The sequence below is a fragment of the Gemmatimonadales bacterium genome (assembly GCA_019637315.1).
Lineage (GTDB): Bacteria > Gemmatimonadota > Gemmatimonadetes > Gemmatimonadales > GWC2-71-9 > SHZU01.
Genome location: JAHBVU010000017.1, coordinates 59,410 through 83,713, shown reverse-complemented (window position 1 = coordinate 83,713; position 24,304 = coordinate 59,410). Strand labels below are relative to the sequence as shown.

Sequence of the window (24,304 nt, the reverse complement as noted above, 5' to 3'; positions counted from 1 at the left end):
TACACGGTAGATTAGCAACTGTCTTTCAACTGACGTTGGCCCCAAAAGCGAACAGGTGTTCGGTAGAATCAGGCGACCAAGTCGGTCCGTTCGTTCTGACGTTGGGTTGCGAATTCCATCGGGGTCAGATGCCCAAGGGATCCGTGCGGTCGTCGCTGATTATAATCGTCCCGCCAGCGATTCAGCTTGGCTTGGGCGTCCGCCAGCGAGAAGAATTGCTGGACGTTCAAGCACTCGTCCCGCAGACGCCCGTTAAACGACTCGATGTGCGCGTTCTCGACCGGCTTTCCAGGGCGGATGAAGTCGAGCTGCACGCCCCGCTGGTACGCCCAATCCTCCAACGCCCGCGACATGAATTCGGTGCCGTGATCCACGGTGATCGAGCGTGGCGCTGGGCCGGCGCCAATGATCCGGTCGAGCACCGCGGCCACATCCTGGCCCGTAAAGCGAAACCGGCACTCCAGTGTCGGGCTCCAGCGACTCCACTGATCGACGATGGTCAGCACGCGAAATGGGCGCCCATCGGCCAACTGATCATGCACAAAATCCATACTCCACCGCTGGGCGGGACCCGTCGCCACGGGCGCGGGGCCGCGATGTAACGCCATGTGCTTCCGGCGGCGCACCCGCATCCGGACCTGCAATCCCTCGAGCCGATAGAGCCGCCGGACGCGCTTCTTGTTGACCAGCCACCCCTCGCGTCGCAGCAACACCCAGATCCGCAGGAAGCCAAAACGGGGGCGCGCGTGCGCCAACTCGCGAATGCGCCCGCGCAAGACGGCTTGGTCGTCGCGGGTCGGCGGGCGATACCACCCGGTCCGGCTGAACTGGGCCAACGCGCAGGCGCGGACAATGCTGACGCCGAACGTCGTGCGCCACCATTGGGCGAGCTCCCGGCGGCGCGTCGGCCTTAGCCTTTGTTTCGGAGGGCCTCGCTGAGCATATGCTTATCCAGCGTCAAGTCGGCGACGAGGCTTTTGAGCCGCCGGTTCTCCTCCTCGAGCTGGCGCATCTTCCGCAGCTCGCTGACCCCCAGGTGGGCGAACTTCTTCTTCCACTGATAGAACGTCGCCTCGCTCACGCCGATCTGCCGACAGACGTCGCCGACCGGGGTGCCACTCTCCGCTTGGCGCAAAGCGTAGGCGATCTGCTCCTCTGAGAACTTCGAGCGCTTCATGGGTCCCACTCCTTTGTTGTTTGGGGACCGATGTCGCCGAATTTACTCTACTTTTGACCTGCCCAACTTTTCTGGGGAGACGTCAGTGGGGGCGGACCTCGCGACCGCCGCGCAAGTGCTGGCCCAGCTCCGCGCGTGGATAGCGGATTACAACGGCGTCGCGCCGCACTCCGCGCTCGGGTACCAGTCACCCCAGCAATACCGGCACGCGCAGTCCCTAGCAGGTGAGATCAGTGCGCCCAAAGTGCCTCACGAATTGGGGTACTAAGCATCGCTCACATCCGCGCAAAAAAGGAACTGGGTTCCTCCCGAAGTAGCGTCCGTGTTCCCGATTGAAACCTGGCGGCGGCTGAATCCGTTCTGCCCTAATCCTCGCCCGGCCAATCATGATCCGACTCCTCGACCAACTCGCCCGCGACACCCGGCTAGCCTTCCGGACCTTCGCCCGGTTCCCGCTCTTCACGGCCACCGCCGTGCTAACCGTCGGGCTCGGCATGGGCTTCAACACCTCGCTCTTCTCGGTCATGCACGCCGTGCTCTTCCGCCCCCTCCCGGTGGCCGAGCCCGAGACCCTGCGGAGCCTCTTCGTCGAAATCCACGGCGGCCGCGGTCGCGCCTCCTTCAACGGCCCGGGCGGCCTCTCGTTCCAGGAACTGGCCGCCTTCCGCGCCGCGTCGACCACCTCGGACATAGCCGGCGTCGCCACCACCCAGCTCAGCTGGCAAAAGGGCGAAGTCCAAAGCCTCCAGGCCCAGCTCGCCTCTGATAACCTCCTCCCCATGCTCGGCGCACGGCCGGTCCTGGGGCGCTTCTTTTCCGCCGACGAGACGGTCCACCCGGGCAGCGCACCTGTCGCCGTGCTGAGCCACCGGTTCTGGACGGTCGAGCTGGGCGGCGACCCCGCCGTCCTCGGGACCACGCTGACCCTGAACCGCACCCCGTTCACCGTCATTGGCGTCGCAGACGAACGCACCCGTGGCCCCCTGATGGAGGGCGCCGACCTCTGGATCCCGCTTTCGATGCAACGACTCACCCGGCCCGGCGAATCCCTGATCGACCAGCCGGACGTGTCGTGGATCCAGGTCTTTGCCCGCGCCAAGGGCGGCGCCAGCGATGTCGGGATGACCGCCGAGTTGCAACTGCTCGCGGAGAGGACCGTCAATGCCGGGGCCGATGCCCGGATCAGTGCCTCCGTGGTGCCGGCCACGTTCCTGGCCGTGCCGAAGGCGCGCCGCGCCGCCGTGCCCGGAATGGCCCTCCTCTGGGTCGCCTTCGGGTTAATCCTGATCGTGGCCTGCGCCAACGTTGCCAACATGCTGATGGCCCGCGGCCTGGCCCGACAGCGGGAGTTTGCCATCCGCCGCGCCGTCGGTGCCGACCGGCAGGGCATCATCCGCCTGCTGCTGGTCGAAAGCGCCTGGCTCGGCCTGCTGGGCGGCGCGTTGGGGCTGTCGCTGGCGTTTGGGGCAGGGCGACTGGCCAGTCTCGTCATCCCGGCCTCGATCGACCTCCAGTTCGACTTCTCCCCCGATCCGACCGTGCTGGGCTTTGCCGCGCTGATGTCCCTCGTCTCGGGACTCGCCTTCGGATTCCTCCCGGCACTCCAGTCGACCGGCTTCGAGCTCTCGCCCAGCCTCAAGAGCGATGGCCTCGCCTCCGCTGGCCGCGCCAGGTTCCGGGTCCAGCACCTGCTGGTTGGTGTGCAGGTGGCCGCCTGTGTCGTGCTGCTGGTCAACGCCGGACTGGTGGTGCGCAGCATGCGCCACGCCCTCACGATGGATGTCGGCAAGCCGCTCGACCGGCTGGTGATCGGTTCCTTCGACCTGCGCCAGCAGCAGTATGACTCGGTGGCCGCCGAGCTGTTCTTCAACCGGCTGACGGAGCGGATGCGGAGCGAGCCGGGCGTGGTCGCTGCCAGCACCAGCTTTCTCCAGCCCGCCATCTCCAATGCGAGCAACGTGATCCGGGTTGACGACGGCTCGGGTACACCGGGCGAGCTCTTCCAGGTGGCCTTCGACGAGGTCGGCGCCGACTACTTCGCCACGGCCGGGCTCCCGATCCTCGCGGGCCGAAGCTTCACCGAGGCCGAGGTCAAACGGGGCGACGCGGTCGCACTGGTCGACCAGCGCTTTGCCGACGAACGGCTCCCGGGCCGAGCTATCGGGCGGCGAATCGTGATCGGCGACCTGCGCGGCGGCTCCGAGGTGTACGAGATCATCGGCGTCGTCAGCAGCACCCGCCCCCTCGACGCAGGCCGCCGTCCGATGCCCACCTACTACCGGCCGATCCAGGGCCTCCGCTACATGGAGGCCACCATTCAAGTGCGCCACCAGGGCGACGACGCAGCCACCATCGCCGCGATCCGTCGTGCCGCCGCTGAGATCGACCCCAACCTGCTGGTCAAGACGAGCACGATCGAGCAGAATGTGCAGCAAGCGCTGCTGCCGGTGCGGATCGTCTCCTACGTGCTCACGGCGCTCGGTGCGCTGGCCCTGATCCTCGCGACGGTCGGCCTGTTCGGGGTGATCGCCTTCGCGGTCGGCCGCCGCGCCCGCGAAATCGCCATCCGTGTCGCACTCGGCGCAGCCCCGGGCCGAGTCCTCGGTCTCGTCGTGCGACAGGGCGTGGGGCCGATCGTGGGGGGCGGGGCAGTGGGCCTCGCGCTGGCGGTCGCGGGCGGCTTCCTGATCCGCCGAATTCTCTACGGCATGAGCCCGGTCGATCCCGTCACGCTCGGCGCCGTCATCATCCTCGTCGCGCTTGCCGCGGTCGTAGCGTTCTGGATCCCGACCCGCCGTGCGATTGCCGTGCAGCCGGCCTCCGTGCTGCGACAGGACTAGCCTACCCTGCGCCCTTGACTCCGCTCGGCGCTTTCCGTACCCTCCCCGGGCTCAGAATCCCGGGCGTACGGTCGTTTGGACTTGTCCGCTGACAGGTGCCGGAAGCGCGCATGGTCGAGAGCCGTCTCGCGGGCCTATCGTCCTCTAAGGCTCCGCCAGCATCACAGCAATAGCAGGCCCGTCCCCCACGTTCTTCTGCGTATCCCTCGAGGATCCTATGACCGACACCGACCCGTCCCTGCCGGCCGACGTTTCGAGACGTGAGTTCCTGAAAGTCGGCGGCGTTGCTGCCGCTGCGGGCCTGGTGGGCACCGCCTGCACGGCGCCGCCAAACGCGGGCGGGACTGTTGCCGCGACGGACAGTACCGCCCCGGAGTCCGGCCCCCGCCGCCAGTCAGTCTCGGTCGACGTATGCGTGGTCGGCGCCGGCTTTGCCGGCCTCGCGGCTGCGCATGCGGTCAAGGCAGCCGGCAAGACGGTGCTCGTCCTCGAGGCGCGCGATCGAGTCGGCGGCCGGACGCTGACCATCCAGCTGCCCGGCGGTGGCTGGGTCGACGAGGGTGGCCAGTGGGCGGGCGCGGGGCACGACCGCTTCTACCACTGGATCAAGGCGACGGGCAAGACGACCTATCCCAGCCCGAACTTCGGCGAGTCGATCGTCTACGGCCCCGCGCTCAAGCAGCACCAACGCGTCGGCGACGATTGGTCGGTACTGCCCGGCTACGCTCGCGTCGAAGCGATCAAGACCAGACTGCAGGGGATGGCCGATTCGCTCGACCCCGCCGCGCCCTGGTCGCATCCTGAGGCCCGTGCCTGGGATGGCATCACGCTGGCCCAGTGGCTCGCGCAGAACGTCAGGGAGCCGAACATCCGCGACTTTCTCGTCGCCGACATGTCGTACGCCTGCGCCAGTCCCGAGCAGATCTCGGTGCTGTCATTCCTCTCGCTGGTCAAGCAGTGCGTCAGCTTCGACAAGCTGAACGGGTTCGAGGATGCTGCGCAGCAGGATCGCGTCGTGGGCGGTGTTCAGCCGGTTGCAACCGGCATGGCGGACCTGCTTGGCGCCAGCAACATCCGGCTCAGGAATCCGGTGCGCCGAGTCCGTTGGAGCGAAACCGAGGCTACGGTCAGCACCGACGCGGTCGATGTCAAAGCGCGCCACGTCATCTTCGCGGGGCCACCCTCGCTGATGGGCGCGATCGAGTTCGCGCCGTCGCTTCCGTTGGCCCGGGCGCAGATTACGCAGCATTGGCCGCAGGGGCTCGTCATCAAAGTCGGCATGGTCTACAGCACCCCGTTCTGGCGCGAGCAGGGTCTGAGCGGCGGGTCGCTGGACTACTCCGCGATGGTGTCCGAAACCGCCGACAGCAGCGCGCCGGAGGGCTACGGCACTGCCGGCGTGTTGACCGGGTTCCTCTACACCGATCAGGCGCGCGCCGCCTCACTGCTGCCTGCGCAGGAGCGGCGGCAGCGGATCCTGGCCGAGATGGCGACCCGGTTCGGCGACAAGGCCCTGACGCCGGATCGCGTCATCGAGATGAACTGGTCCACCCAGGTATGGACGCGGGGCTGCTACGGCGGCTATCTCGCTCCGGGGGCCACGGCGTTGTTCAAGTCTGCCGTGCGCGATCCGATCGGTCCGCTGCATTGGGCCGGCACCGAGACCTCGCCGGAGTGGCCCACCTTCATCGAAGGCGCCATCCGCTCCGGCGAGCGGGCTGCGGCAGCAATCGTAACCCCGGCTGCCGCCACGGCGGTCGGCACGGCTCGGGCGGGGGCGACCGTGGCAGGCTAGCGCCGGAGATCTCCCGGTGCACGGTTCGAGGAGGAATTCCGCATCTAGAGGGTAGGGGCGTGCTCGGAGCACGCCCAAACCCCGATCCGGAGTTGCTCATGCCGTACTTTCGCCTCGCACTCGTTGCGGTGTTCGTCCTGCTCGCAGGTGCCGGCTGCGGCGGTGACGAACCCTCCCGACCGACCCCGCCGCCCCCACTTCCTGGCGTCTCGACGATTGCCATTGCGAGCCCTGGCGGCACGGTACTCTCCGCGTTGGGTGACACCCTCCGCCTGACCGCGACACCCCGCGCCGCCAACGGCAGCGCTGTGGCCGGCGCGGAGGTTGTCTGGACCTCCTCGAGTCCTGAGGTCGCCAGTGTCACGTCGACGGGCCTGGTGACGGCCATCGGCAACGGGTCGGCGACCATGACTGCGGCCGTCGGCAGCGTCACGGCCACGGTCGCGGTCACGGTCGAGCAGGCGGTCGCGTCGGTCGTGGTCTCGCCGGAGGCCTGGGCACCGACGGCGTTGCAGCTGACCCAGCAGTTCACCGCGACCGCCCGCGACGCCAACGAGAACCCAATTGCCGGAGCCGTATTTGTCTGGCAGGCGGACCAGGGCGGCCCGGTCACCGTCACCCCGGAAGGACTGGCCACGGCAGAGCGGGTCGGTACCACCTCGCTTCGGGCGACCGTGGCCGGGGGGACGGGCACCGCGGCTATCGACGTCACCCAGGTGCTCGCGTCCGTGGCGGTGGCCCCAGCCTCCTGGCAGCCAACCGCACTCGGTGCGCAGCAGCAGTTCACCGCGACCGCCCTGGATGCCAACGATCAGCCCATTGCCGACGCGGTCGTCGCGTGGGAACTTGCCGACGACAGCACCGTCACGGTCACAGCGACGGGTCTCGCGACTGCGCAGCAGGTCGGTTCAACCCTGCTGCGAGCGGTGGTCGAGGATCGCGAAGGCGCGGCCGAGATCGAGGTGACCCAGCAGCTGGCCAGCGTGGAAGTGACCCCGGCGTCCTGGCAACCGACCGCGCTCGGCGCGGAGCAGGGACTCACGGTCGCGGGTAAGGACGCCAACGGACGGCCGCTCACCGACTGGGAGGTGATCTGGCGCTCCTCCGATACCACGGTCGTGACCGTCTCGGCCGATGGCGTGATGCGCTCGGTCAGGCAGGGCAGCGCGGTCGTCGTCGGCGAGACGAGCGCGGGCAGCACCGAGATTCCGGTGCAGGTAACCCAGGTGATTGCTGCGCTGGCCCTCTCGCCCGGGCACGATACCCTCTACACCGCGGGCGACACCCTGCAGGTCGTGCCCCGCGCCACCGATGCCAACGGCGCTCTGATCGAAGGGCTGGGCTACACCTGGACCACATCGGCGCCGGGCGTGGCAACGGTGTCGTCGAGCGGCCTCGCGACCGCAGTTGCCCCAGGTGTTGCCCTGATCAGGGCGGTCACTCCGGGACGTGCGGCCGAGGCCAGGATCACGGTGCTTGGTACGCCGCCGCCGGCTGCCGTGTCGCTCGAGGTAACCCCCGGGGACTGGACGGCGACTGCTCTCGGTGAACGGACCACCCTGGGCGTGGTAGCGTTCGCCGCCAACGGTGCGGAGGTGGCGGTGTCCACGCCTCTCTGGCAGAGCTCGAATCCCGCAGTGGCCTCGGTAGACGCGCAGGGCGAGGTGACCGCCATGAGCAGCGGCTCCGCTACGATTACGGCCACCCTGGGCGCACTCAGCAGCACAGCCTCGGTGGTGGTCGACCCGACCGGCGCGATTGCCAACGGCGTGGTCTGGACCGTCTACCTCCCGCGCCTGGTCGAGGCGCCAGCGATCGTAACTGGCGGGCGGCTGGTCACCCCGGCAACGGGATCTGCCGCGCCCTGGACCGACGACGGCGTGGCCCGTTTCCAGTGGGAGGCGGAGCGCATCGCGATCCTGAGCGACGTGAGCGGCGGGCAGGGCACACTGCGGGTGCGCGACCGAGTCGGAGAGTGGGAAACGCTGGTCGTCGCGACCGCCGCCGATTTTCAGCTCGAGGGCAACCTGATCGGCGTGCGCCATGGTAACGGCAGCGTCCGGGTCAAGAGCGGCATCAACGGCGCCTGGACGGTTGTTGCCAGCGGTGGAGTGGCGAAATTCCAGCTCGAGGGCAACCGTATCGGACTGCTCGACGCCAACGGCGACTTCCGGGTGCGCGACGGCTTGAGCGGCGCCTGGACCACGCTCGTAGCCGGCACCGCTCGTGACTTTCAGCTCGAAGGCAACCGCATCGGCGTACTGCAGGAGGGCGGAGTCTTTCGAGTCAAGGACGGCATCAACGGCGCCTGGACCGTGCTCGATGCGAGTACGGCCGCGTCGTTCCAGCTCGCGGGCAATCGGATTGCGCTGCTCCGGACCAACGGCGAGTTGCGCGCTAAGGACGGCATTTCCGGTACCTGGGCGGTGCTGGCAACGGGCGGATTCGCGAAGTATCAGCTCGATGGCAATCGGATCGGTGCTATGCGGTCGAACGGATCGTTCTACGTGAAGGACGGTCTGCAAGGCGCCTGGACGACGCTGGCCTCCGTGGGAGCTACCGACTTTCACCTCAACAAGGGGCGGATCGGTGTGGTGCTGAACGGCAATCGGGTGCGCGTCAAGCGGGGAAGTCCCTCGGCCCCGTGGACCACCGATACGACCGTCGCGGGCCCTGTCACCCGGTTCCACGCTGCCGTGGCCGTGCCGATGCCTCCGTACCGGACCACGGTAGCGAGCTACAAAACGCTCATGGCGGGTTGTCAGGCAGACTGCATTCGGGATGCCTATATCCCGTTCGAGTGGCTGACGATTCCGGTCCCCTTCTATGGACGCAACTGCGGGCATGGGCGGCCGGCTGAGGGCAAGTCGCAGCTGTCGGTCGACGGTATGGACTATCTCTGCTACCACCATGACCGCCAGACGAGCTGGTACGGCAACGCAACCGGCACGATCGGCAACGATTTCGCCGGAGCCTGCATCGTTCGGTACGGATTGCTCAATGCGCGCTTGACCCGAGATGGCAACGTGCTGACGCCGGGGTCCTCGGCCTACAAGCAGGCGTGGGGTCTCTTTCCGAGGACGGCCGAGGCGGTGCGCCGGTACCTCAACTGGACCCTGAGCTGTACCACCGGGCACATGAACAGCTTCGTGCAGGACACTCGCCTCGGACTCTGAGTCCGGGGCCTGGCCGGCGGAGCTATCGGGTCAGCAGGGCGCTGGTGCGTCGCGTTTCGGGGTCGTCGGCGCCGAGTCGTTCGACGAGGATCTGTCGGCTCTGGTGCAGCAGCGAGTCCGCTTCGCTGCCCCGTCCGACCGTGCGGAGGACGAGCGCCAGCTCGCGCATCGTGATCGCCGCATCAGGATGGGGCGGCCCGGCAATCGCGCTGCGCGCAGTGAGGGCCTGGCGGAGGTGGTGCTCGCTGCCCTCGTACTCGCGACGTTGACGCAGCACGACGCCGAGGTCGTGGTGTGCATTGGCGGTCCGCGGATTGAGATTGCCCAGCCGTTCGGTCCGCATCGCGAGCGCCCGCCGCATCAGGGAGTCGGCGGCGGTCAGGTCACCTGCCGCGGCGCGGGCGGCGCCGAGTCCGAGCAGGCTCTCGGCGTTTTCGAGGTCGTCCGGGGTGAGCAGCCGGGATCGAAGGGCCAGCGCCTCGCGGTGAGTCCGTTCCGCTTCTGCGGTTCGGCCCTGCGCGAGAAAGATCCGGCCAAGATTGTCCAGGTCGGCCGCCGTGCGGGGGTGCTCCGTGCCGTAGGCCGACCGATTGATTGCAATCGCTTCGCGCTGCAGCGCCTCGGCTTCCTTGAGCGCCGCTCCGCCTCGTCGCCGCACGGCTACCGCAAGGTTGTTGATGCCAATCCCGACGACGACGTGATCCGTGCGGTACGCTCGGCGGCCGAGTGCCACGACCTCGCGGAAAGCCTCCTCTGCCTTTGCGTACGACCCCGACCGCCAGAGCATGTACGCCACGCTGTTGAGCGCGTTGACCGTGGCCGGATTCTCGAGCCCGACGCTCCGGACCGACAGCTCGTAGCGCTCGCGAAAGAGCGCCTCCGCCTCTTCATACTGGCCCGCCTGCTCGAGAATGTACGCCAGGGTGTGCAGCGACAACACGAGGTCGGGATGGGTGGGGGCCAGACCCTGACGCCGCACCGCCAGCGATGCACGAGCCGCCTCCTCCGCTTCATCGAGCCGTTGAAGGTTGCGCAGCACGATGCCGAGCGTCTGCAGGGTGGCGGCGCTATCTAACGCAGTCGTCCTGGGGGAGACCCGCTGGCTGGCGAGGGCCGCAACCAGCAGGCTTTCCGCGGTAGCGTGCTTGCCGCGCTGGTTGAGGGTCGTGGCGAGGGCCTGCATGGTGCCGACGGTGGCCGAGTCGTGCGCACCAAAGAGCGTGGTTCGGATTGCCAGGGCCCGGCGCTGTTCCTCCTCGGCGTCCCCCAGTCTGCCCGCGAGGGTGAGGTGGACTCGGCCCAGTTCCTCCAGCGTCGTCGCCACGTCGGCGTGGGTTTCGCCGTAGAGCGCCTGCTGCAGGGCCAGCGCTTCGGTCAGTCGCGCCTCCGCGTCCTGGAAGAGCCCGAGCCTCCGGTAGGTGCGCCCGATCACGAACAGCATCGAGGCCTGCAAGGCAGGCTCACCTTCCAGTTGCTTCGTGATGCGAACCGCGCCCGAATCGAGCAGTTGGCGTGCGCTCACATCCGGCGATGCCGCCACGGTGGGGTCGGAGCCGCTGAAGAGACCTTCCAGAAAGTCGGCTACCCGGGCAGCCTTGGCGGATTCGAGCTGGGCCCGATCGCGCTCTTCGCTGAGACGCCAGGTAAAGGTGCCGATCGTCGCGATCAGTACCAGCAGCGCCGTGGCCGTGCCGAGCACGCCGACGCGATGACGCCGGACGAAGCGTCCCGCGTAGTATCCCAGCGTGGCGGGCCGCGCGGCAATCGGCAGCCCGGAGCGGTACCGTGCGATATCCTCGGCGAACTGGGCGGCCGAGGGGTAGCGATGGGCCGGGTCCTTGCGCATGGCGGTGCCGACGATCGTGTCGAGATCGCCCTGCAAGCTGCGCGCGAGCCCGCGCGGGGTACTGCTCCGGGCAGCCGCTCGTGCGCCGGCGGTGTCGGGATCGGCGAGGACCTGTCGACTCGGCAGCGGCGGCTCGGTATCGCGGATCAGTCGCTCGAGCTCGAGCGGCGACGCGGCGCGCAGCTGGCCCGACGGGAAGGGCAGCAATCCGGTCAGCAGCTCGTACAGCAGCACCGCGAGCGAGTAGATGTCGGAGCGGGTGTCCACCGTGTCGGCCGGGGCGGAAAGCTGCTCTGGACTCATGTACTCCCGGGTGCCGAGCAGCGCGTGCTGCCCGGTGTGCGCGGTGGTCATGCCGGTCTCGCCGGAAAGCACCCGGGCAATCCCGAAGTCGATGATCTTCGGCGTGGCGACGCCGTCGATCTCGGTGACGAGGATGTTGGAGGGCTTGAGGTCGCGGTGCACCACGCCCTTCTGGTGCGCATGGTGCACTGCGCTCAGTACCTGGCGGAAAAGATCCAGGCGGGCCTCGATGCCGAGCAGATGCCCGTCGCAGTACGCCGTGATCGGCACGCCGCGCACCAGCTCCATGGCAAAGTAGGGCAGGCCATCGGCGGTGGTGCCCGCATCGAACAGCGCTGCGATGTGCGGGTGCTGGAGCGTTGCGAGCGTGCGGCGCTCGAGCTCGAACCGGGCGATGACGCTGGGCGTCGAGAGCCCGCCCCGGACGACCTTAATGGCGACATCGCGCGCAACCGGCGACTCCTGATGCCCGGCATAGACGAAGCCCATCCCGCCTTCGCCGAGGGGGCCGGTGACGCGGTAGGGCCCGATTCGTTCGGGGATGGCGGCTGGGAGGAGGGTCTGGGCGGTCGCTGCGATCCGGGCTTCGACTCCGGCGGCGAGCGAGTCGACGCCGCCAGTCGTGGCATGCGCCAGGAGTGATCGGGCGTCCTCGAGGAGTGCCGGGTCATCGGCACACTGCGCAGCGATCCAAGCATCGCGTTCACCTGCCGGGCGCTCCATCGCGTCTCCGACGAGCGTCATCAGGCGGCGAAAGCGGACCGGATCAGCGGTCATGGTGCCGTCAGTTCACGTCGGAGCCAGAGCAGTGCCGCCGCCCAGTCGTTGGCTGCCTTGCGTCGCGATACGCCGAGCGACTCGGCCGCCTCATCGAGCGTCAGGCCAGTGAAGAACCGGAGCTCGACCAGACGTTCGAGCTGTGGATCCATCGCGCCCAGTCGCGCCAGCGTTTCGTGAAGATCGATCAGGTCGTAGTCTCCGGGCACCGGGGCCACGTCTGATTCGAGCGTGATCCGGCGCCAGCCGCCGCCGCGCTTCTCGGCGTCGCGGCGTCGCGCCGTGTCGACCAGGACCTGACGCATGGCGCGCGCGGCAATCCGAAAGAAGTGCGCCCGATTCTGGAATGCCGGCGGCGGGCCCTGTGCCAGGCGCAGGTAGGTTTCGTGGACCAGTGCGGTCGGCTGCAGCGTGTGCCCGTCGCGCTCGCGCCGCATCTGCCGCGCCGCCATGACGCGCAGCTCATCGTAGATCAGTGGCAGCAGTGAGTCGGCCTGACGCGGATCGGAGAGATCGACACCGCGCAGCATCTCCGTGAGCTGCTCGGACGGCGGCGTTGCTGTTTCGTCGAAGGCATCGTCGCGCATGGGCGCTTACTCCACGCCGCTCCGCAGGATCTTCTCGAGCTTCCGCCCCTTGGCCAGCTCATCGACGAGCTTGTCGAGATACCGCACCTTCAGGGTCAGCGGATTCTCGATACTCTCGATCCGGTAACCGCAGATCGTCCCGGTAATCAGGCTCGCGTTGGGGTTGAGGTTTGCCGCTTGAAAGAACTCTTCGAAGGTCGCCTTGCTCTTGATCAGCCCCTGCAGCTTTGCTTCGCTGAACCCGGTCAACCAGCTGATGACCTGATGGAGCTCTTCCTTGGTGCGCCCCTTCTTCTCGACCTTGGTGACGTAGTGCGGATAGACGGACGCAAAGATCATCGTGCGAATGCGTTCGTCGTGGTCCCGCGGCTTGCCCATCCTTTGCCCCTCACTTGCAAGAAGTTGTCAGGCGACCCGGACGCACTGCCAGTCTTTATCCAAGTGCCAAGAAGATGGTCCCGGTAAGGCGTTGGTAATCCATAGATTGACACGATACAGTATGGGCAAGAACGGCGCAACACGACGGTCAACGACGACGCCGAGCGTTGGGACTGACTTGCGGCCCCTGTTCACTTGCCGTCATCGGCGACCGGCTGGACCCGATGAAGACGCACATGGACGATCCCGTCAGCGTCAGTCCAGGTGCCGAGTACCCAGCCGGGGCCGACTTCGAGCGGACGAAATCCCTCAGGCAGAATGGCGTCGCCAGACCAGTGACCGGCCGAGTCGATCACTGAGACCACCCGAGTCGCCGCCGTGCGCCAGACCCAGAAGCTGCCGTCGCGGTCCGCTGCGAGTCCGTGGAATGCGGGAGCGGTCTCGTTTCGGGGCGCGTTGTCGAATGCCTTCCGCATGGCCTCCCGTTGCGACGGGTTGCGCAGCCCTTCGAGCGTCGAGTCGACAGCGCGCTGATACTCGCCCCCAGCGAGTGTACGGGCCGGCTCCGCAATCCGAACGACGCGTTTGAGCCGGCCTCGACCGTCGTACACCTCGACGGCCAGGCGACCGGTATTGGCGACGAAGATGTGGTCACCGGCCACGCGGACGATATTGCCCGTGTCGAACGGCCGGCTCCACGTTCCGCCGCGCACCCAGATCCGCTCGGTGGGCGGTAACGCGAGCAGCGAATCGGACCGGACGCCGTCCATGGCGAACGCGAAGAGCGCTCCACCAATCGACGCGAGCGAGTAGTCATCCGGCGATGGCTGGTAGCGCCGCGCCGTCGCCACCAGGCCACCGCTGGAAACGCCCTGAACGGCGGGATACTCGAAGTTGGCTGGTGGACGGAGGGACACCAGCCGCACGAATGCGCCGTCAGGTGTGAATACCTGGAGCCGGCGGTTCATCGGCTCATAGCTCACGATGCTGTCACCGAGCGCGGGGTAGGCCCAGCCCAGACCCTCGAACTCGCCCGGGCCGCTCCCCTGCTGGCCGATGTCACGGAGCCACCTGCCGGTCGAGTCGAACACGGCGATCCGGGTCGCCGTCCACGCGACCACGAGGATCGATCCGTCCCGACCGCGAAACGCGCTCGACACAGGCCCCGGAAACTCCGCGTGCGGTGCGTTGAGGCCGCCGATGTCGGCCAGCGGAACGGAATCGATCTCAAAGGCCACCGGCAGGATCGGTCCCGCGTTCTCGACGATTGCGACACCGGCGCTGTCCCTGACGGTCGTCGTGCGGGGACCTCCATCACCACACGCGGCGACGAGGCTGAGGCCCGCCACGGTCACTGACCCGCCCAGTCGGCGGATGTGCCCGAAGGTTCTCATCGTGCTTCCTCGATCAGGGAAGGCTTGCGTCCGACATCAAGCTGCCATCAACATGGGAGCAAAGTCGCGACTTCGGAAGGCTACCCGATATCCGTGATGAACACCCCGGGAGGCAATGGCGCGCCATCGTAAGAAATGGCTATCGAAAGGTTCGCCGAAGGATCGCGCCCACCTGCCGACTCCGGTCAAGTCATCGGCAGTCGTTTGCACCGGGGCGCCGAATCTCATGAATATGCCGAACGGTCCACTGGTATGGAGTCATGCCCCAGTGTCCGTAGTCCCCAGGCCCTTTGAGATTGCCGACCCAACGTACATAAGCGGTGTCATCAGTGAATGGCTTCGGCCATCCCCCCTGTACGCCCGTTGGTTGCCCGTCAAAGCGCACAGCCGCAGAAGAAACATCGCGGTCCCAAAGCGACTCGAGGCTCCCTGTGCATGGCGTGAATTCGCTGGCGTGATATCCGGTGATAACGTGGCCGCGAAGTTCTACAGTGATTGAGTCCACTGCCGGCTCCTGACAGTGCGATCTGTCAACGTCGATAGTAGGTAGTGTCACCGCACTCGAGGTCATCTCAACCGGCATGCGGCGCAGGGCGATTGCATGATTCCACGTCTGGCTCGGACAGAGGATTGCGAGCTGGACTGCGGTAAGGTTCGATGGCACCGTGACACGAAATCGGCCGGCGCTATCGGTCTTGACCCGACCGATGATTCCCGGTGAGACCGTGACTCCTGCGGCGGGCAGCCCCGTCACCACGTCGCGCACCTCACCGCGGATGATTCGCTGGGCGTGGGCTGCTCCGCTCAATGCAATTGCCGCGCCCCACAAGCAGGCTGCTCTGGTCTTCGTCATGTGTGTTTGCCTCCGACCGCCTTGGCTTTCGTGCAAACTATGTGCCTTGGCGAAGTCCAACGCGCGGGATGATCTGGCCGGCTGTGAGCGGGTTCGGATGATCGCTCTTGGGTTCACGACCGACGACGCAGAACCCAAAGGAACCGGCGATGATCGCAGTGATCCCGGCGGCAGCGAGGAACTCTCCTAGTGACGGGTCCCCTGGGAGCACTGCCAGACGAGGCGGCGTAAGGTTCGCACGCCGCACTGTCCGAAACCTGTCCGCTCCTGTCCAGCAAGCCCACCAGCGGCCAACCGCTGAGAACGCGATGGAAGCGGTGTGATCACCTAAAAAGCGATTCGTAAGCCTCCCTGGAGAAAGATCCGATCGCCGCGGTCAGCGAACCTCGGTGGAGTGGGGTCGCTACCGACCAGAGCGCTGTACCTCACTTCGATAATGAACCCAATGACCTCCCGCACCCGAGCGACAACTCCTGCCGCCAGGCTGGGGTTCCACACCGCGGCCTCGTCAGGGCTATCCGGAACGAGACGTCCCACGCGGGCGGCAGCGTAGGGCGCGAACCTTTGCGCCTTGGGGGCGAGGTCGAGGATGAGCCCACCTTCACCTGCCCAGGCGCCACCATCACAACGGGATCCGACGATCGCGTCGCACCCCGTCGAACGAAACCAACGATCGACCCCGACGCTGAATGCCAGCCGACCTATCGACGGCGTGCGGAACTCCAGGCCGACGGTGCCCGCGCCTTCGTTGTCGGGAGCGACCCCTGCCCGCAAGGCAGCGGCGGCGGCGCCCTCTTGGGCGCTGAGAGCACGAGGGGCCACCGCGACCCCGGGGGCGAGGGCAAGGACGATCGCAATCCAGCGCATTTCCCGAAGGTAGCGCCGTGGTGAGCGTACCGCGGTGATACAGCGCACATGAAGTTGGTAATCCAAGGTTTGACGATGCTGCGTGGCCCGGCACACCGGGTGCCTCCACCGGCCAGCACTGTCCGATACCTTCCTCTCCTGTCCAGCAAGCGTCCTCAGAAGTGGATAGTACGCTGGTACATCCATTCCGCGCCGATGTTCGCGTTCGCTGTAGCAGCGGAGCGGCGTACACTCCACTACGCGGGCGCGCCCGCCGCCGAGGTCCGGCTCGACACAGGCGGCGATCACACCGTGCTGCGGCGCCGCTAGCCGCGAGGGTATTGGCCCCGCGTCCCGGCCGTCGGAGCGACATCAGGCGGCTCTCGGGCCGGTCCGGAAGAACCAGGCCTTGACCGCCTCTGTCGCGGCGATGTAGCCAATCAGGATCGCGATGATGGCGGACAGGGTGCTTCCCGACACCGGTACGAAACCGAATGCCCGGCTCAGCGGAGCCATCCAGGGAATCGCAAACGTCAGCATGAGGACTGCCGCGGTGGACCACATCAGGATCGTTCCGGGGCGGCTCCGGATCGCGGGGCGGCGGGTCCGCAGGACGAGGACGACCGCCAGCTCCGTCAGCAGCGAAATCATGAACCAGGAGGTTTGAAAGAGCGACTCGTCGGCCTGCAGTACCCTGATGAGCAGTCCGAAGGTCAGCAGGTCGAAGACCGAGCTGACCAGCCCGAACACGATCATGAAGCGCCGGATATCCCTCACGTTCCAACGCTGAGGCGTGGCAAGCCGTTCCGGGTCTACCCGGTCCGACGCAATGGCCAGCGATGGCAGGTCCGACAGGAAGTTGTTGAGGAGGATCTGCTTGGCAGCCAGGGGCAGGAAGGGCAGGAACGGGGTAACGATCGCCATGCTGACCATGTTGCCGAAGTTCGCGCTGGTGGTGATCGAGATGTACTTGAGCGTGTTGGCAAAGGTGCGCCGGCCGTCCTCGACGCCGGTGCGCAGCACGTCGAGGTCTCGGCGGGTCAGCACGATGTCGGCGCTCTCGCGCGCCACATCGACGGCCTCCGCTACCGAAATGCCGACGTCTGCCGCATGCAGCGCCGGCGCATCGTTGATGCCGTCGCCCAGGTAGCCCACCGCTTCGCCGGTGCGCTGCAGGGCCCGTACGATTCGCTCCTTCTGCTGGGGGTCGATCTCGACGAACAGGTCGGTGCGTGGGGCCAGGTGCCAGAGCGCCTCGTCACGCATGGCGGCGACATCCTCCCCGGTGAGCATCGACTCCCCGTCGAGTCCGGCCGCGCGGGCAATGTGGGCGGTGACGTGGCGGTTGTCGCCGCTGATCACCTTGATCGCGATGCCGAGCGTGCGCAGCGAGGCAATGGTTGCGGCGGCATCAGCTTTGGGCGGGTCGAGGAAGATCAGGAACCCGCGGAAGGTCATGGCGACTTCGTCGGCGCGGTCGTAGTCGGGCTGCGGCGCAAAGTGGCGGGTCGCGAGCGCCAGGACGCGGAGCCCCTCGGCGCTCCGGGCGCGAAAGAGCATCCCGAGCGCCTCGCGTCGGGCCTGGTCCAGGGGTACCTCACCCTCGATGCTCACGACGCTGGCGCAGCTGGCAAGGACTTCGGCAAAGGCGCCCTTCGTGATCATCAAGTGCCGGTCCGCTCCGGCCTCGGCCAGGACGATGGTCAGCCGCCGGCGCTCGAAGTCGTAGGGGATCTCATCGATCTTGCTGAAACCTGCTGCGCTGAAGCCGGCCGTGCTGCCCGCCAGCACCAGCGCGGCGTCGAGCGGATTGTCGATTCCGGTTTCGAAGCTGGCATTCAGCCAGGCAAGCCGCGCCACCTCGTCGGACCGCTGGCCGGTCGGATCGAGTTGCTCGCTTGCCACCACCCGACCTTCGGTCAGGGTGCCAGTCTTGTCGGTGCAGAGGACCGTCATCGAGCCGAGGTTCTCGATCGCGTCGAGTCGGCGCACGATCACCCCGTCGGCTGCCATTCGCCGCGCACCGGCCGACAGCGTCACGGTCACGATGGCCGGCAGCAGTTCGGGCGAGAGCCCGACGGCCAGCGCGGCCGCAAAGAGCAGTGAGTCGATCACCGGCCGATCGAGCATCAGGTTGGCGCTGAGTACGAACAGCACGACGAGCACCATGACCCGGATCAGCAGATAACCGAAATTGCGCACGCCGCGGGCAAACTCGGTTTCGGGCTCGCGAGCGGTCAGGCGGGCCGCAATGGCGCCGAAGGCGGTCGCGGGTCCGGTGGCGGTGACGAGTACCCGACCGGTGCCGCTGCGCACGGATGCGCCGAGCCACACCATGTTGGTGCGTTCGCCGACCGGGGCGTCGGCGCGCACCAGTCCCGGGCGCTTCTCGACCGGAAACGACTCGCCTGTGATGCTGGCTTCGCTGACGAGAAAGTCCTGCGCGGCAATCACCCGTCCATCGGCGGGGACGAGGTTGCCCGCCGACAGGAGCACGACATCGCCCGGCACGATCTCGCGGGTCGGGATCACGGTCTCGGTACCGTTGCGCAGCACCCGTGCCGTCAGGGCGAGGCGTCGCTTGAGCGCCTCGACGGCCGTCGAGGCGCGGTACTCCTGCAGGAAGCCCAGCGCCGCGCTGCCCAGCACGATGGTCAGCACGATGCCCGCGTCGACCCATTGCCGGAGCGCCAGGGAGATCGTGGCCGCAAGGAGCAGGATCAGCACGATCGGGTTTTCGAACTGGCGGGCCAGCAACCGCAACGCACCGCGCTGGAGCGTTTCGCCCACACTGTTGGGGCCGAACCGGTCCAGCCGGGTGGCGGCTTCCGCCGCCGCCAGGCCATCGGGGCCGGTGCCGAGCCGATCCGTCAGGGCGTCGGCGTCTTCGCTCCAGGTCACGCCCTCACCTGTTCGCGAGCTCATCCATCTCTCCCGGCCGGTACCAACCGCCTTGCCCCGGCCTCGGCAACGTCAGGCGACAACGCCGAACAGCGCGCCGATGCCGGCCGTCAGCGCCATGGCAAGCGCACCCCAGAAGGTCACCCGAAAGGTGGCCTTTGCGACATTCGCACCCCCCGCCCGCGCCCCGACCGCACCCAGGAGCGCCAGGAACAGCAGCGACGCGGCCGACACCCCCACCACCAGCAGCGAGGGCGACAGCACGAGCACCATGGCGAGGGGCAGCGCCGCGCCCACGGCAAAGGTCGCGGCCGAGGTGAGTGCCGCCTGGATCGGGCGGGCGGTCGTCACCTCCGAGATCCCCAGCTCATCGCGCGCATGGGCGCCCAGGGCGTCTTTGGCCATCAGCTGATCGGCAACCTGATGCGCCAGTTCAGGGGAGACGCCTCGGGCAACGTAGATCTGGGCCAGCTCCTCGCGCTCGAATTCGGGCTGAGTCTCGAGCTCGGCCCGTTCGCGGGCCAAGTCGGCCTGCTCGGTGTCAGCCTGCGAGCTGACCGAGACGTACTCGCCCGCCGCCATCGACATCGCACCGGCCACGAGCCCCGCCAGTCCCGCAACCAGTACCGCGGTGCGCCCCGAGCCCGCTGCCGCCACGCCGACGATCAGGCTGGCGGTCGAGACGATGCCGTCATTGGCACCGAGCACGGCGGCCCGAAGCCAGCCGATGCGAGACACGAGATGGTACTCGGGGTGGGCGTGCAGGCGTGACATGGGGTTGTCCGGAAGCGGGTCGGTCAGAATCTACTGCCGGACCTTCGTCCCGGCTTTGCGGCAGGTCGCAACGGTGTTGCGGTGGGTACAGCACGCCTCACGCATCCGACCGGTTGCTTGATGGTGCGCGCATCGCTACGGTACGCTCGACCGGCAGCATGCAGCCAACCTCCAGCGGCATCTCATCATCGATGAACCCTTCACATCGGGAGCCCGGCCCGGGCTCCAGCGAGGGCAGTGATGCCATACCGCCGGTGGTGAGTTCGGCCGCCGGCGGGTACGCGGCGCGACTGGGTCTCTTCTCCGGTACCATGCTGGTGGTGGGCGGCATCATCGGCTCCGGCATCTTCCTGTCTCCCGCCGTCGTCGCTCAGCGCGTCGGGACCGCCGGCCTCACCCTCGGCGCCTGGGGGCTCGGTGCGCTGGTCGCGCTGATCGGCGCCTTCGTCTATGCGGAGCTTGGTGCGCGGCTGCCGCGGACCGGCGGCACCTACGTCTACTTGCGCGAAGCATATGGTCGCTTCCCGGCCTTCATGTACGGCTGGGCGCTCTTCTTCATGATCGGCAGCGGCGCGATTGCCGCAGTGTCGATGACCAGCGCCAGCTACGCCGCATCACTGCTCGGCTGGAGCGAGGCCACCATCCGGCCGACCGCAACCGTCATGGTCGTGCTCCTCGTGGCGCTCAACATTGCCGGGGTCAAGATCGGCGCGATTGCGGGCAACATCCTCACGGTCCTCAAGCTGGCGGCCATCGCGATTCTGATCGTTGCCGCCTTTGCCCTCGCACCAGCCTACGCCGAGCAGCTGCCGGTCGTCACGGCGCCTCCCGCGGCGCCGGACGGCGTCGGAGCGGCCGTTCTCGCCATGGCGGCGGCACTGGTGCCGGTGCTGTTCACCTTCGGCGGCTGGCAGCAGAGCAGTGCGGTCGCCGAGGAGCTGCGCGACCCGGCCCGCACCTTGCCGCGCGCCCTGATTGGCGGGGTGCTGATCGTGGTGGCCGCCTATCTGCTCGTCAATCTCGCCTACCTCCGTGCCCTGGGCGTCGACGGCCTTGCCGCGAGCACGGCGCCTGCTGCGGATGCAATGGCGCTCTACCTCGGCCCCGCCGGCCGCACCCTGATCGCGGCCGGGATCCTGGTCTCGACGCTCGGCTTCAACTGTATGGTGATTTTGATGTCGGCCCGGGTCTCGCAGACCATGGCCGCCGACGGCCTCTTCCTGGCGAGCATGGCTCAGCTGCATCCGGTGCTGCGGACCCCGATCGTGGCCCTGGTGGCGCAGGCGCTGGTGATTCTGGTGCTGATTGCCACCGGCAGCTACGGACAGTTGCTCGACTATGTCGTGTTTGCCGACTGGATCTTCTTCACGGCCACTGCCGCGACGATCTTCGTCTGGCGCGCACGCGAGCGGCAGGCGGGAACGAGCAGCCCGGGGGTTCGGGTGCCGCTGCATCCCTTCAGCACGCTGATCTTCATGGCCTGCGGAGCCTATGTGGTGGTGGGATCTGTTCTGTCGAACCCCGGCAACGCGGTGCGCGGCGTGATCGCCTTTGCCATCGGAGTTCCCGCCTACTTGTACTGGCAGCGGCGGAGCTGAACGACCGCGCCACCTGCCGGCCCTCCTGCCATCCGATTCAGTGCGGTGGACGGCGGCGCTGAATCGGAACCAGGGTCCGCGGCGCTCTGCCGTTTGTCTCACGGAACCCAACGACTCGTCCTGCCGCATCGCGCTCCACTGCGCCACAACAGTCGGCGAAGCGATCGCGGAGCATGCTGCGACCCCGCTGGACTCGGCTCTTGAGCGCCGAGATGTTGAGGCCGAGTGCCCTGGCAACCTCGACCTGGCGCTCACCCTCCAGGTCGACTCGGCGCACCGCCTCTCGGTAGCTGGGCGGGAGGGCATCCAGCAGCGGCAGCAGGCAGCCGGTCAGATGGCGGCGATCGGACGGCGCGTCCTCCGTCGGGTCGGCGACGGCAGGGTCGAGCGGCACGGTTTCCGGCGCCCGCCCGCTACGCCGGTAGTAATCGACGAGCGCATTCCGAGCCATGGCATCGAGCCAGGGCACCAGTCGCTCGCGATCCCTCAGGGTGTCGAGCCTGGCCGCAGCACGGACCAGGATCTCCTGGGTCAGATCCTCGGCGTCGGACGGGTCGCGGACCCGCCTGACGAGCCAGGCGACGAGCCGCTGGCGAAAGGCCTGCCAGTCGGCCGGTGCGGCCTCGGGCCGGGTCGAGGCACTCATGGCGACCACGCCCCGAGCCTGCCGGGCCACGAGGGTCCGGCAGACCAGGGGTTGGCAGCGGCTGCGCCGTGGCTCAGCAGCAAGTGTCCTCGCCGGTGCCGCCGCAACAGCCCGGGTCCTCGCTGCGGCGCAGGATGGTGGGTGCCAGTCGGGGATTGGTCATCGTGTCCTCCTCGAAGAGTGGGCGTTCGGGCGGCGTGGGCGCCGCTCAGCCTGAGAGACGCACCGGTCGGAAAAAAGACGCAACGGCGCCCGATGCAGCCTGGGGTGCCCGAATGCCTGCCTGATACCGCGGCCGGAATGCACGAAGGGCGGGAGAACGAGGCTCTCCCGCCCTTCATCACATCGCCGGCGTCGCCATCGTCAGACGTCGAGGTTGCTCACGTACCGTGCGTTCTGCTCGATGAACTGGCGTCGCGGTTCGACCTCGTCGCCCATCAGCTCCTCGAACAGTCGCGATGCTTCGACCGCGTCCTCCAGCGTGACGCGGTGGATGGTCCGCTTTTCCGGATCCATCGTGGTGTGCCAGAGCTGGTCCGGGTTCATTTCGCCCAGACCCTTGTAGCGCTGGATGTTGACGTTGCCCTTGCCGCCCTCGGAGAGCCGCTTGATGTACTCGTCCCGCTCGGCGTCGGCGTAGGCATAGAACTCTTCCTTGCCCTTGGCCACTCGGTAGAGCGGCGGCTGCGCAATGTAGACGTAGCCCGCGTCGATCAGTTCCGGCATCTGGCGGAACAGGAAGGTGAGCAGCAGGGTCCGGATGTGGGCGCCGTCGATGTCGGCGTCGGTCATCAGGATGATCTTGTGGTACCGGGCGTCGGCCAGCGTGAAGTCGTCGCGCACCCCGGTGCCGATCGCGGTGATCATCGCCCGGATCTCTTCGTTGCCGAGGATCCGGTCGATCCGGGCGCGCTCGACGTTGAGGATCTTGCCCCGGAGCGGCAGAATGGCCTGGAACGAACGGTTGCGGCCCTGCTTGGCACTGCCGCCGGCCGAGTCGCCCTCGACGATGTAGATCTCGCAGAGCGCCGGGTCGTCGAGTGAGCAGTCGGCCAGCTTGCCGGGCAGCACGGCGCTTTCGAGACCGGTCTTTTTGCGAACGAGGTCGCGCGCCTTGCGGGCCGCTTCCCGGGCCCGTGCCGCGCTGACGGCCTTCTCGATGATGGCGCGCGCCACCGCCGGATGCTCGTCCAGGAAGTTGCCGAGGTGTTCGTTGACCGCCTGGCGGACAATGCCCTCGACCTCGGAGTTGCCCAGCTTCGTCTTGGTTTGCCCCTCGAACTGCGGCTCGCGCACTTTGACGTGCAGCACGCAGGTCAGGCCCTCGCGAATGTCTTCACCAGTCAGGGTGAAGTCTTCCTTCTTGAGGTGGCCACCCTTCTTGGCGATGTCGTTGACGGTTCGGGTCAACGCCGAGCGGAAACCGGTAAGGTGAGTGCCGCCTTCGTGGGTGTTGATGTTGTTCACGAAGGTGAAGGTGTTCTCGTTGTACCCTTCCTCGTACTGCAGCGCGAGGTCGACGTCGACGTCATTGAGCGCCGCAGAGAACGAGACCGGCTTCGGGTGAATCGGTTTCTTGTTTCGGTTGAGCCACTCGATGAACTGAATCAGGCCGCCCTTGGCGTAGAACGTCTCGTTCTGGGCAGGATCCTTTCGCTCGTCTTTGAGCGTGATCGTGACGCCCTTGTTGAGGAAGGCGAGCTGGCGGAGCCGGTCGGCCAGGGTCTGGTAGTTGTACTCCAGCACCGTGAAGATCTCGGGGTCGGGCTTGAAGGTCACGACCGTGCCGGTGCCTTTGGCTTTGCCGGTGACCTCGAGCTTCTTCGTGGTGTGGCCGCGGACGAACGACATCTGGTGGCGCTTGCCGTCGCGGTCGACCGTGACTTCCAGCGTTTCCGACAGGGCGTTGACGACCGAGACGCCGACGCCGTGGAGACCGCCCGAAACCTTGTAGTTGGATTTGTCGAACTTGCCGCCGGCGTGGAGCACGGTCAGCGCGAGTTCGACGCCGGGCAGCTTCTCGGTCGGATGGATGTCGACCGGAATGCCGCGCCCGTTGTCGCTGACGGTAATCGAGTTGTTGGCGTGAATGGTTACGCCGATGGTGTCGCAGTACCCGGCAAGCGCCTCGTCGATCGAGTTGTCGACCACCTCATAGACGAGGTGGTGCAGACCGTTCTCACTGGTCGACCCGATGTACATGCCCGGCCGTTTCCGGACCGCCTCGAGGCCTTTGAGAACCTGGATCTTGTCGGCGCCATAGTCGCCGTTGCTGTTACTGGTACCGGTTGGTTCTTTCGCCATGTCCGCACAGTCGCTGGAAGGAAGGCGCCCCGTCGGAGGGGCCGGATCGTCGGCCGGATCCCGTGGCCGGCGGGCGGGAATTCTTCCCGTACCCATCCGATCCGTAACT

The 24,304-nt window shown here is 67.3% G+C and carries 15 protein-coding genes; 5 read left to right on the top strand and 10 right to left on the bottom strand.

Annotated elements, in window-relative coordinates; all coding sequences use genetic code 11:
- Positions 1 to 68 precede the first annotated feature (68 nt).
- Positions 69 to 1,177 (bottom strand): IS3 family transposase gene (locus KF785_14355; GenBank protein MBX3147943.1). Its coding sequence is split into 2 segments (ribosomal slippage): positions 69 to 916 and positions 916 to 1,177, totalling 1,110 coding nucleotides; the frame shifts between segments, so codons are not numbered across the junction.
- An 85-nt stretch (positions 1,178 to 1,262) separates the two neighbouring features.
- Between KF785_14355 and KF785_14350 the strand changes: the two genes are divergently transcribed.
- From KF785_14350 to KF785_14335, 4 genes are all read left to right on the top strand, one after another.
- On the top strand, positions 1,263 to 1,445 hold the full coding sequence (locus tag KF785_14350) for an integrase core domain-containing protein (protein MBX3147942.1): 183 nt from the start codon (positions 1,263 to 1,265) through the stop codon (positions 1,443 to 1,445).
- A 118-nt stretch (positions 1,446 to 1,563) separates the two neighbouring features.
- On the top strand, positions 1,564 to 4,017 hold the full coding sequence (locus tag KF785_14345) for an ABC transporter permease (GenBank protein MBX3147941.1): 2,454 nt from the start codon (positions 1,564 to 1,566) through the stop codon (positions 4,015 to 4,017).
- Positions 4,018 to 4,234: 217 nt separating this feature from the next.
- Positions 4,235 to 5,812 carry an FAD-dependent oxidoreductase gene (locus KF785_14340; GenBank protein MBX3147940.1) on the top strand — a complete coding sequence of 526 codons (1,578 nt, stop codon included), beginning with the start codon at positions 4,235 to 4,237 and terminating at the stop codon, positions 5,810 to 5,812.
- A gap of 98 nt (positions 5,813 to 5,910) precedes the next feature.
- Positions 5,911 to 8,988, top strand: a complete 3,078-nt coding sequence (locus KF785_14335; protein ID MBX3147939.1) for an Ig-like domain-containing protein — start codon at positions 5,911 to 5,913, stop codon at positions 8,986 to 8,988.
- A gap of 22 nt (positions 8,989 to 9,010) precedes the next feature.
- Here KF785_14335 and KF785_14330 read toward each other — a convergent pair whose 3' ends face one another.
- From KF785_14330 to KF785_14300, 7 genes are all read right to left on the bottom strand, one after another.
- Positions 9,011 to 11,914: a serine/threonine protein kinase gene (locus tag KF785_14330; GenBank protein MBX3147938.1), complete on the bottom strand. Its 2,904-nt coding sequence runs from the start codon at positions 11,912 to 11,914 to the stop codon at positions 9,011 to 9,013.
- Positions 11,911 to 12,501 (bottom strand): RNA polymerase subunit sigma-70, encoded by a 591-nt coding sequence (locus KF785_14325; protein MBX3147937.1) that lies wholly within the window; start codon positions 12,499 to 12,501, stop codon positions 11,911 to 11,913. Before KF785_14325 ends, KF785_14330 begins: the two co-directional genes overlap by 4 nt.
- 6 nt (positions 12,502 to 12,507) lie before the next feature.
- Positions 12,508 to 12,840 (bottom strand): DUF2200 domain-containing protein, encoded by a 333-nt coding sequence (locus KF785_14320; protein MBX3147936.1) that lies wholly within the window; start codon positions 12,838 to 12,840, stop codon positions 12,508 to 12,510.
- Between the two features lie 230 nt (positions 12,841 to 13,070).
- Positions 13,071 to 14,273, bottom strand: coding sequence for a hypothetical protein (locus KF785_14315; GenBank protein MBX3147935.1), 1,203 nt, complete (start codon positions 14,271 to 14,273; stop codon positions 13,071 to 13,073).
- A gap of 1,180 nt (positions 14,274 to 15,453) precedes the next feature.
- Positions 15,454 to 16,041, bottom strand: a complete 588-nt coding sequence (locus tag KF785_14310) for a hypothetical protein (GenBank protein ID MBX3147934.1) — start codon at positions 16,039 to 16,041, stop codon at positions 15,454 to 15,456.
- Between the two features lie 303 nt (positions 16,042 to 16,344).
- Complete coding sequence (gene mgtA, locus KF785_14305; GenBank protein ID MBX3147933.1) at positions 16,345 to 18,897, bottom strand: magnesium-translocating P-type ATPase; 2,553 nt, start codon at positions 18,895 to 18,897, stop codon at positions 16,345 to 16,347.
- Positions 18,898 to 18,945: 48 nt separating this feature from the next.
- Positions 18,946 to 19,647, bottom strand: a complete 702-nt coding sequence (locus KF785_14300; GenBank protein MBX3147932.1) for a VIT family protein — start codon at positions 19,645 to 19,647, stop codon at positions 18,946 to 18,948.
- Between the two features lie 191 nt (positions 19,648 to 19,838).
- Between KF785_14300 and KF785_14295 the strand changes: the two genes are divergently transcribed.
- Positions 19,839 to 21,245 carry an amino acid permease gene (locus KF785_14295; GenBank protein ID MBX3147931.1) on the top strand — a complete coding sequence of 469 codons (1,407 nt, stop codon included), beginning with the start codon at positions 19,839 to 19,841 and terminating at the stop codon, positions 21,243 to 21,245.
- A gap of 37 nt (positions 21,246 to 21,282) precedes the next feature.
- Here the strand turns inward: KF785_14295 and KF785_14290 are convergent, their stop codons facing one another.
- Complete coding sequence (locus tag KF785_14290; protein MBX3147930.1) at positions 21,283 to 21,891, bottom strand: sigma-70 family RNA polymerase sigma factor; 609 nt, start codon at positions 21,889 to 21,891, stop codon at positions 21,283 to 21,285.
- 363 nt (positions 21,892 to 22,254) lie between these two features.
- Positions 22,255 to 24,195, bottom strand: coding sequence for a DNA topoisomerase (ATP-hydrolyzing) subunit B (gene gyrB, locus KF785_14285; GenBank protein MBX3147929.1), 1,941 nt, complete (start codon positions 24,193 to 24,195; stop codon positions 22,255 to 22,257).
- Positions 24,196 to 24,304 lie beyond the last annotated feature (109 nt).

Coding starts and splice junctions, on each gene's coding strand:
- KF785_14345 (MBX3147941.1), top strand. CDS start 1,564: ATGATCCGACTCCTCGACCAACTCGCCCGCGACACCCGGCTAGCCTTC.
- KF785_14340 (MBX3147940.1), top strand. CDS start 4,235: ATGACCGACACCGACCCGTCCCTGCCGGCCGACGTTTCGAGACGTGAG.
- KF785_14335 (MBX3147939.1), top strand. CDS start 5,911: ATGCCGTACTTTCGCCTCGCACTCGTTGCGGTGTTCGTCCTGCTCGCA.
- KF785_14330 (MBX3147938.1), bottom strand. CDS start 11,914: ATGACCGCTGATCCGGTCCGCTTTCGCCGCCTGATGACGCTCGTCGGA.
- KF785_14325 (MBX3147937.1), bottom strand. CDS start 12,501: ATGCGCGACGATGCCTTCGACGAAACAGCAACGCCGCCGTCCGAGCAG.
- KF785_14320 (MBX3147936.1), bottom strand. CDS start 12,840: ATGATCTTTGCGTCCGTCTATCCGCACTACGTCACCAAGGTCGAGAAG.
- KF785_14315 (MBX3147935.1), bottom strand. CDS start 14,273: ATGAGAACCTTCGGGCACATCCGCCGACTGGGCGGGTCAGTGACCGTG.
- mgtA (MBX3147933.1), bottom strand. CDS start 18,897: ATGAGCTCGCGAACAGGTGAGGGCGTGACCTGGAGCGAAGACGCCGAC.
- KF785_14300 (MBX3147932.1), bottom strand. CDS start 19,647: ATGTCACGCCTGCACGCCCACCCCGAGTACCATCTCGTGTCTCGCATC.
- KF785_14295 (MBX3147931.1), top strand. CDS start 19,839: ATGAACCCTTCACATCGGGAGCCCGGCCCGGGCTCCAGCGAGGGCAGT.
- KF785_14290 (MBX3147930.1), bottom strand. CDS start 21,891: ATGAGTGCCTCGACCCGGCCCGAGGCCGCACCGGCCGACTGGCAGGCC.
- gyrB (MBX3147929.1), bottom strand. CDS start 24,195: ATGGCGAAAGAACCAACCGGTACCAGTAACAGCAACGGCGACTATGGC.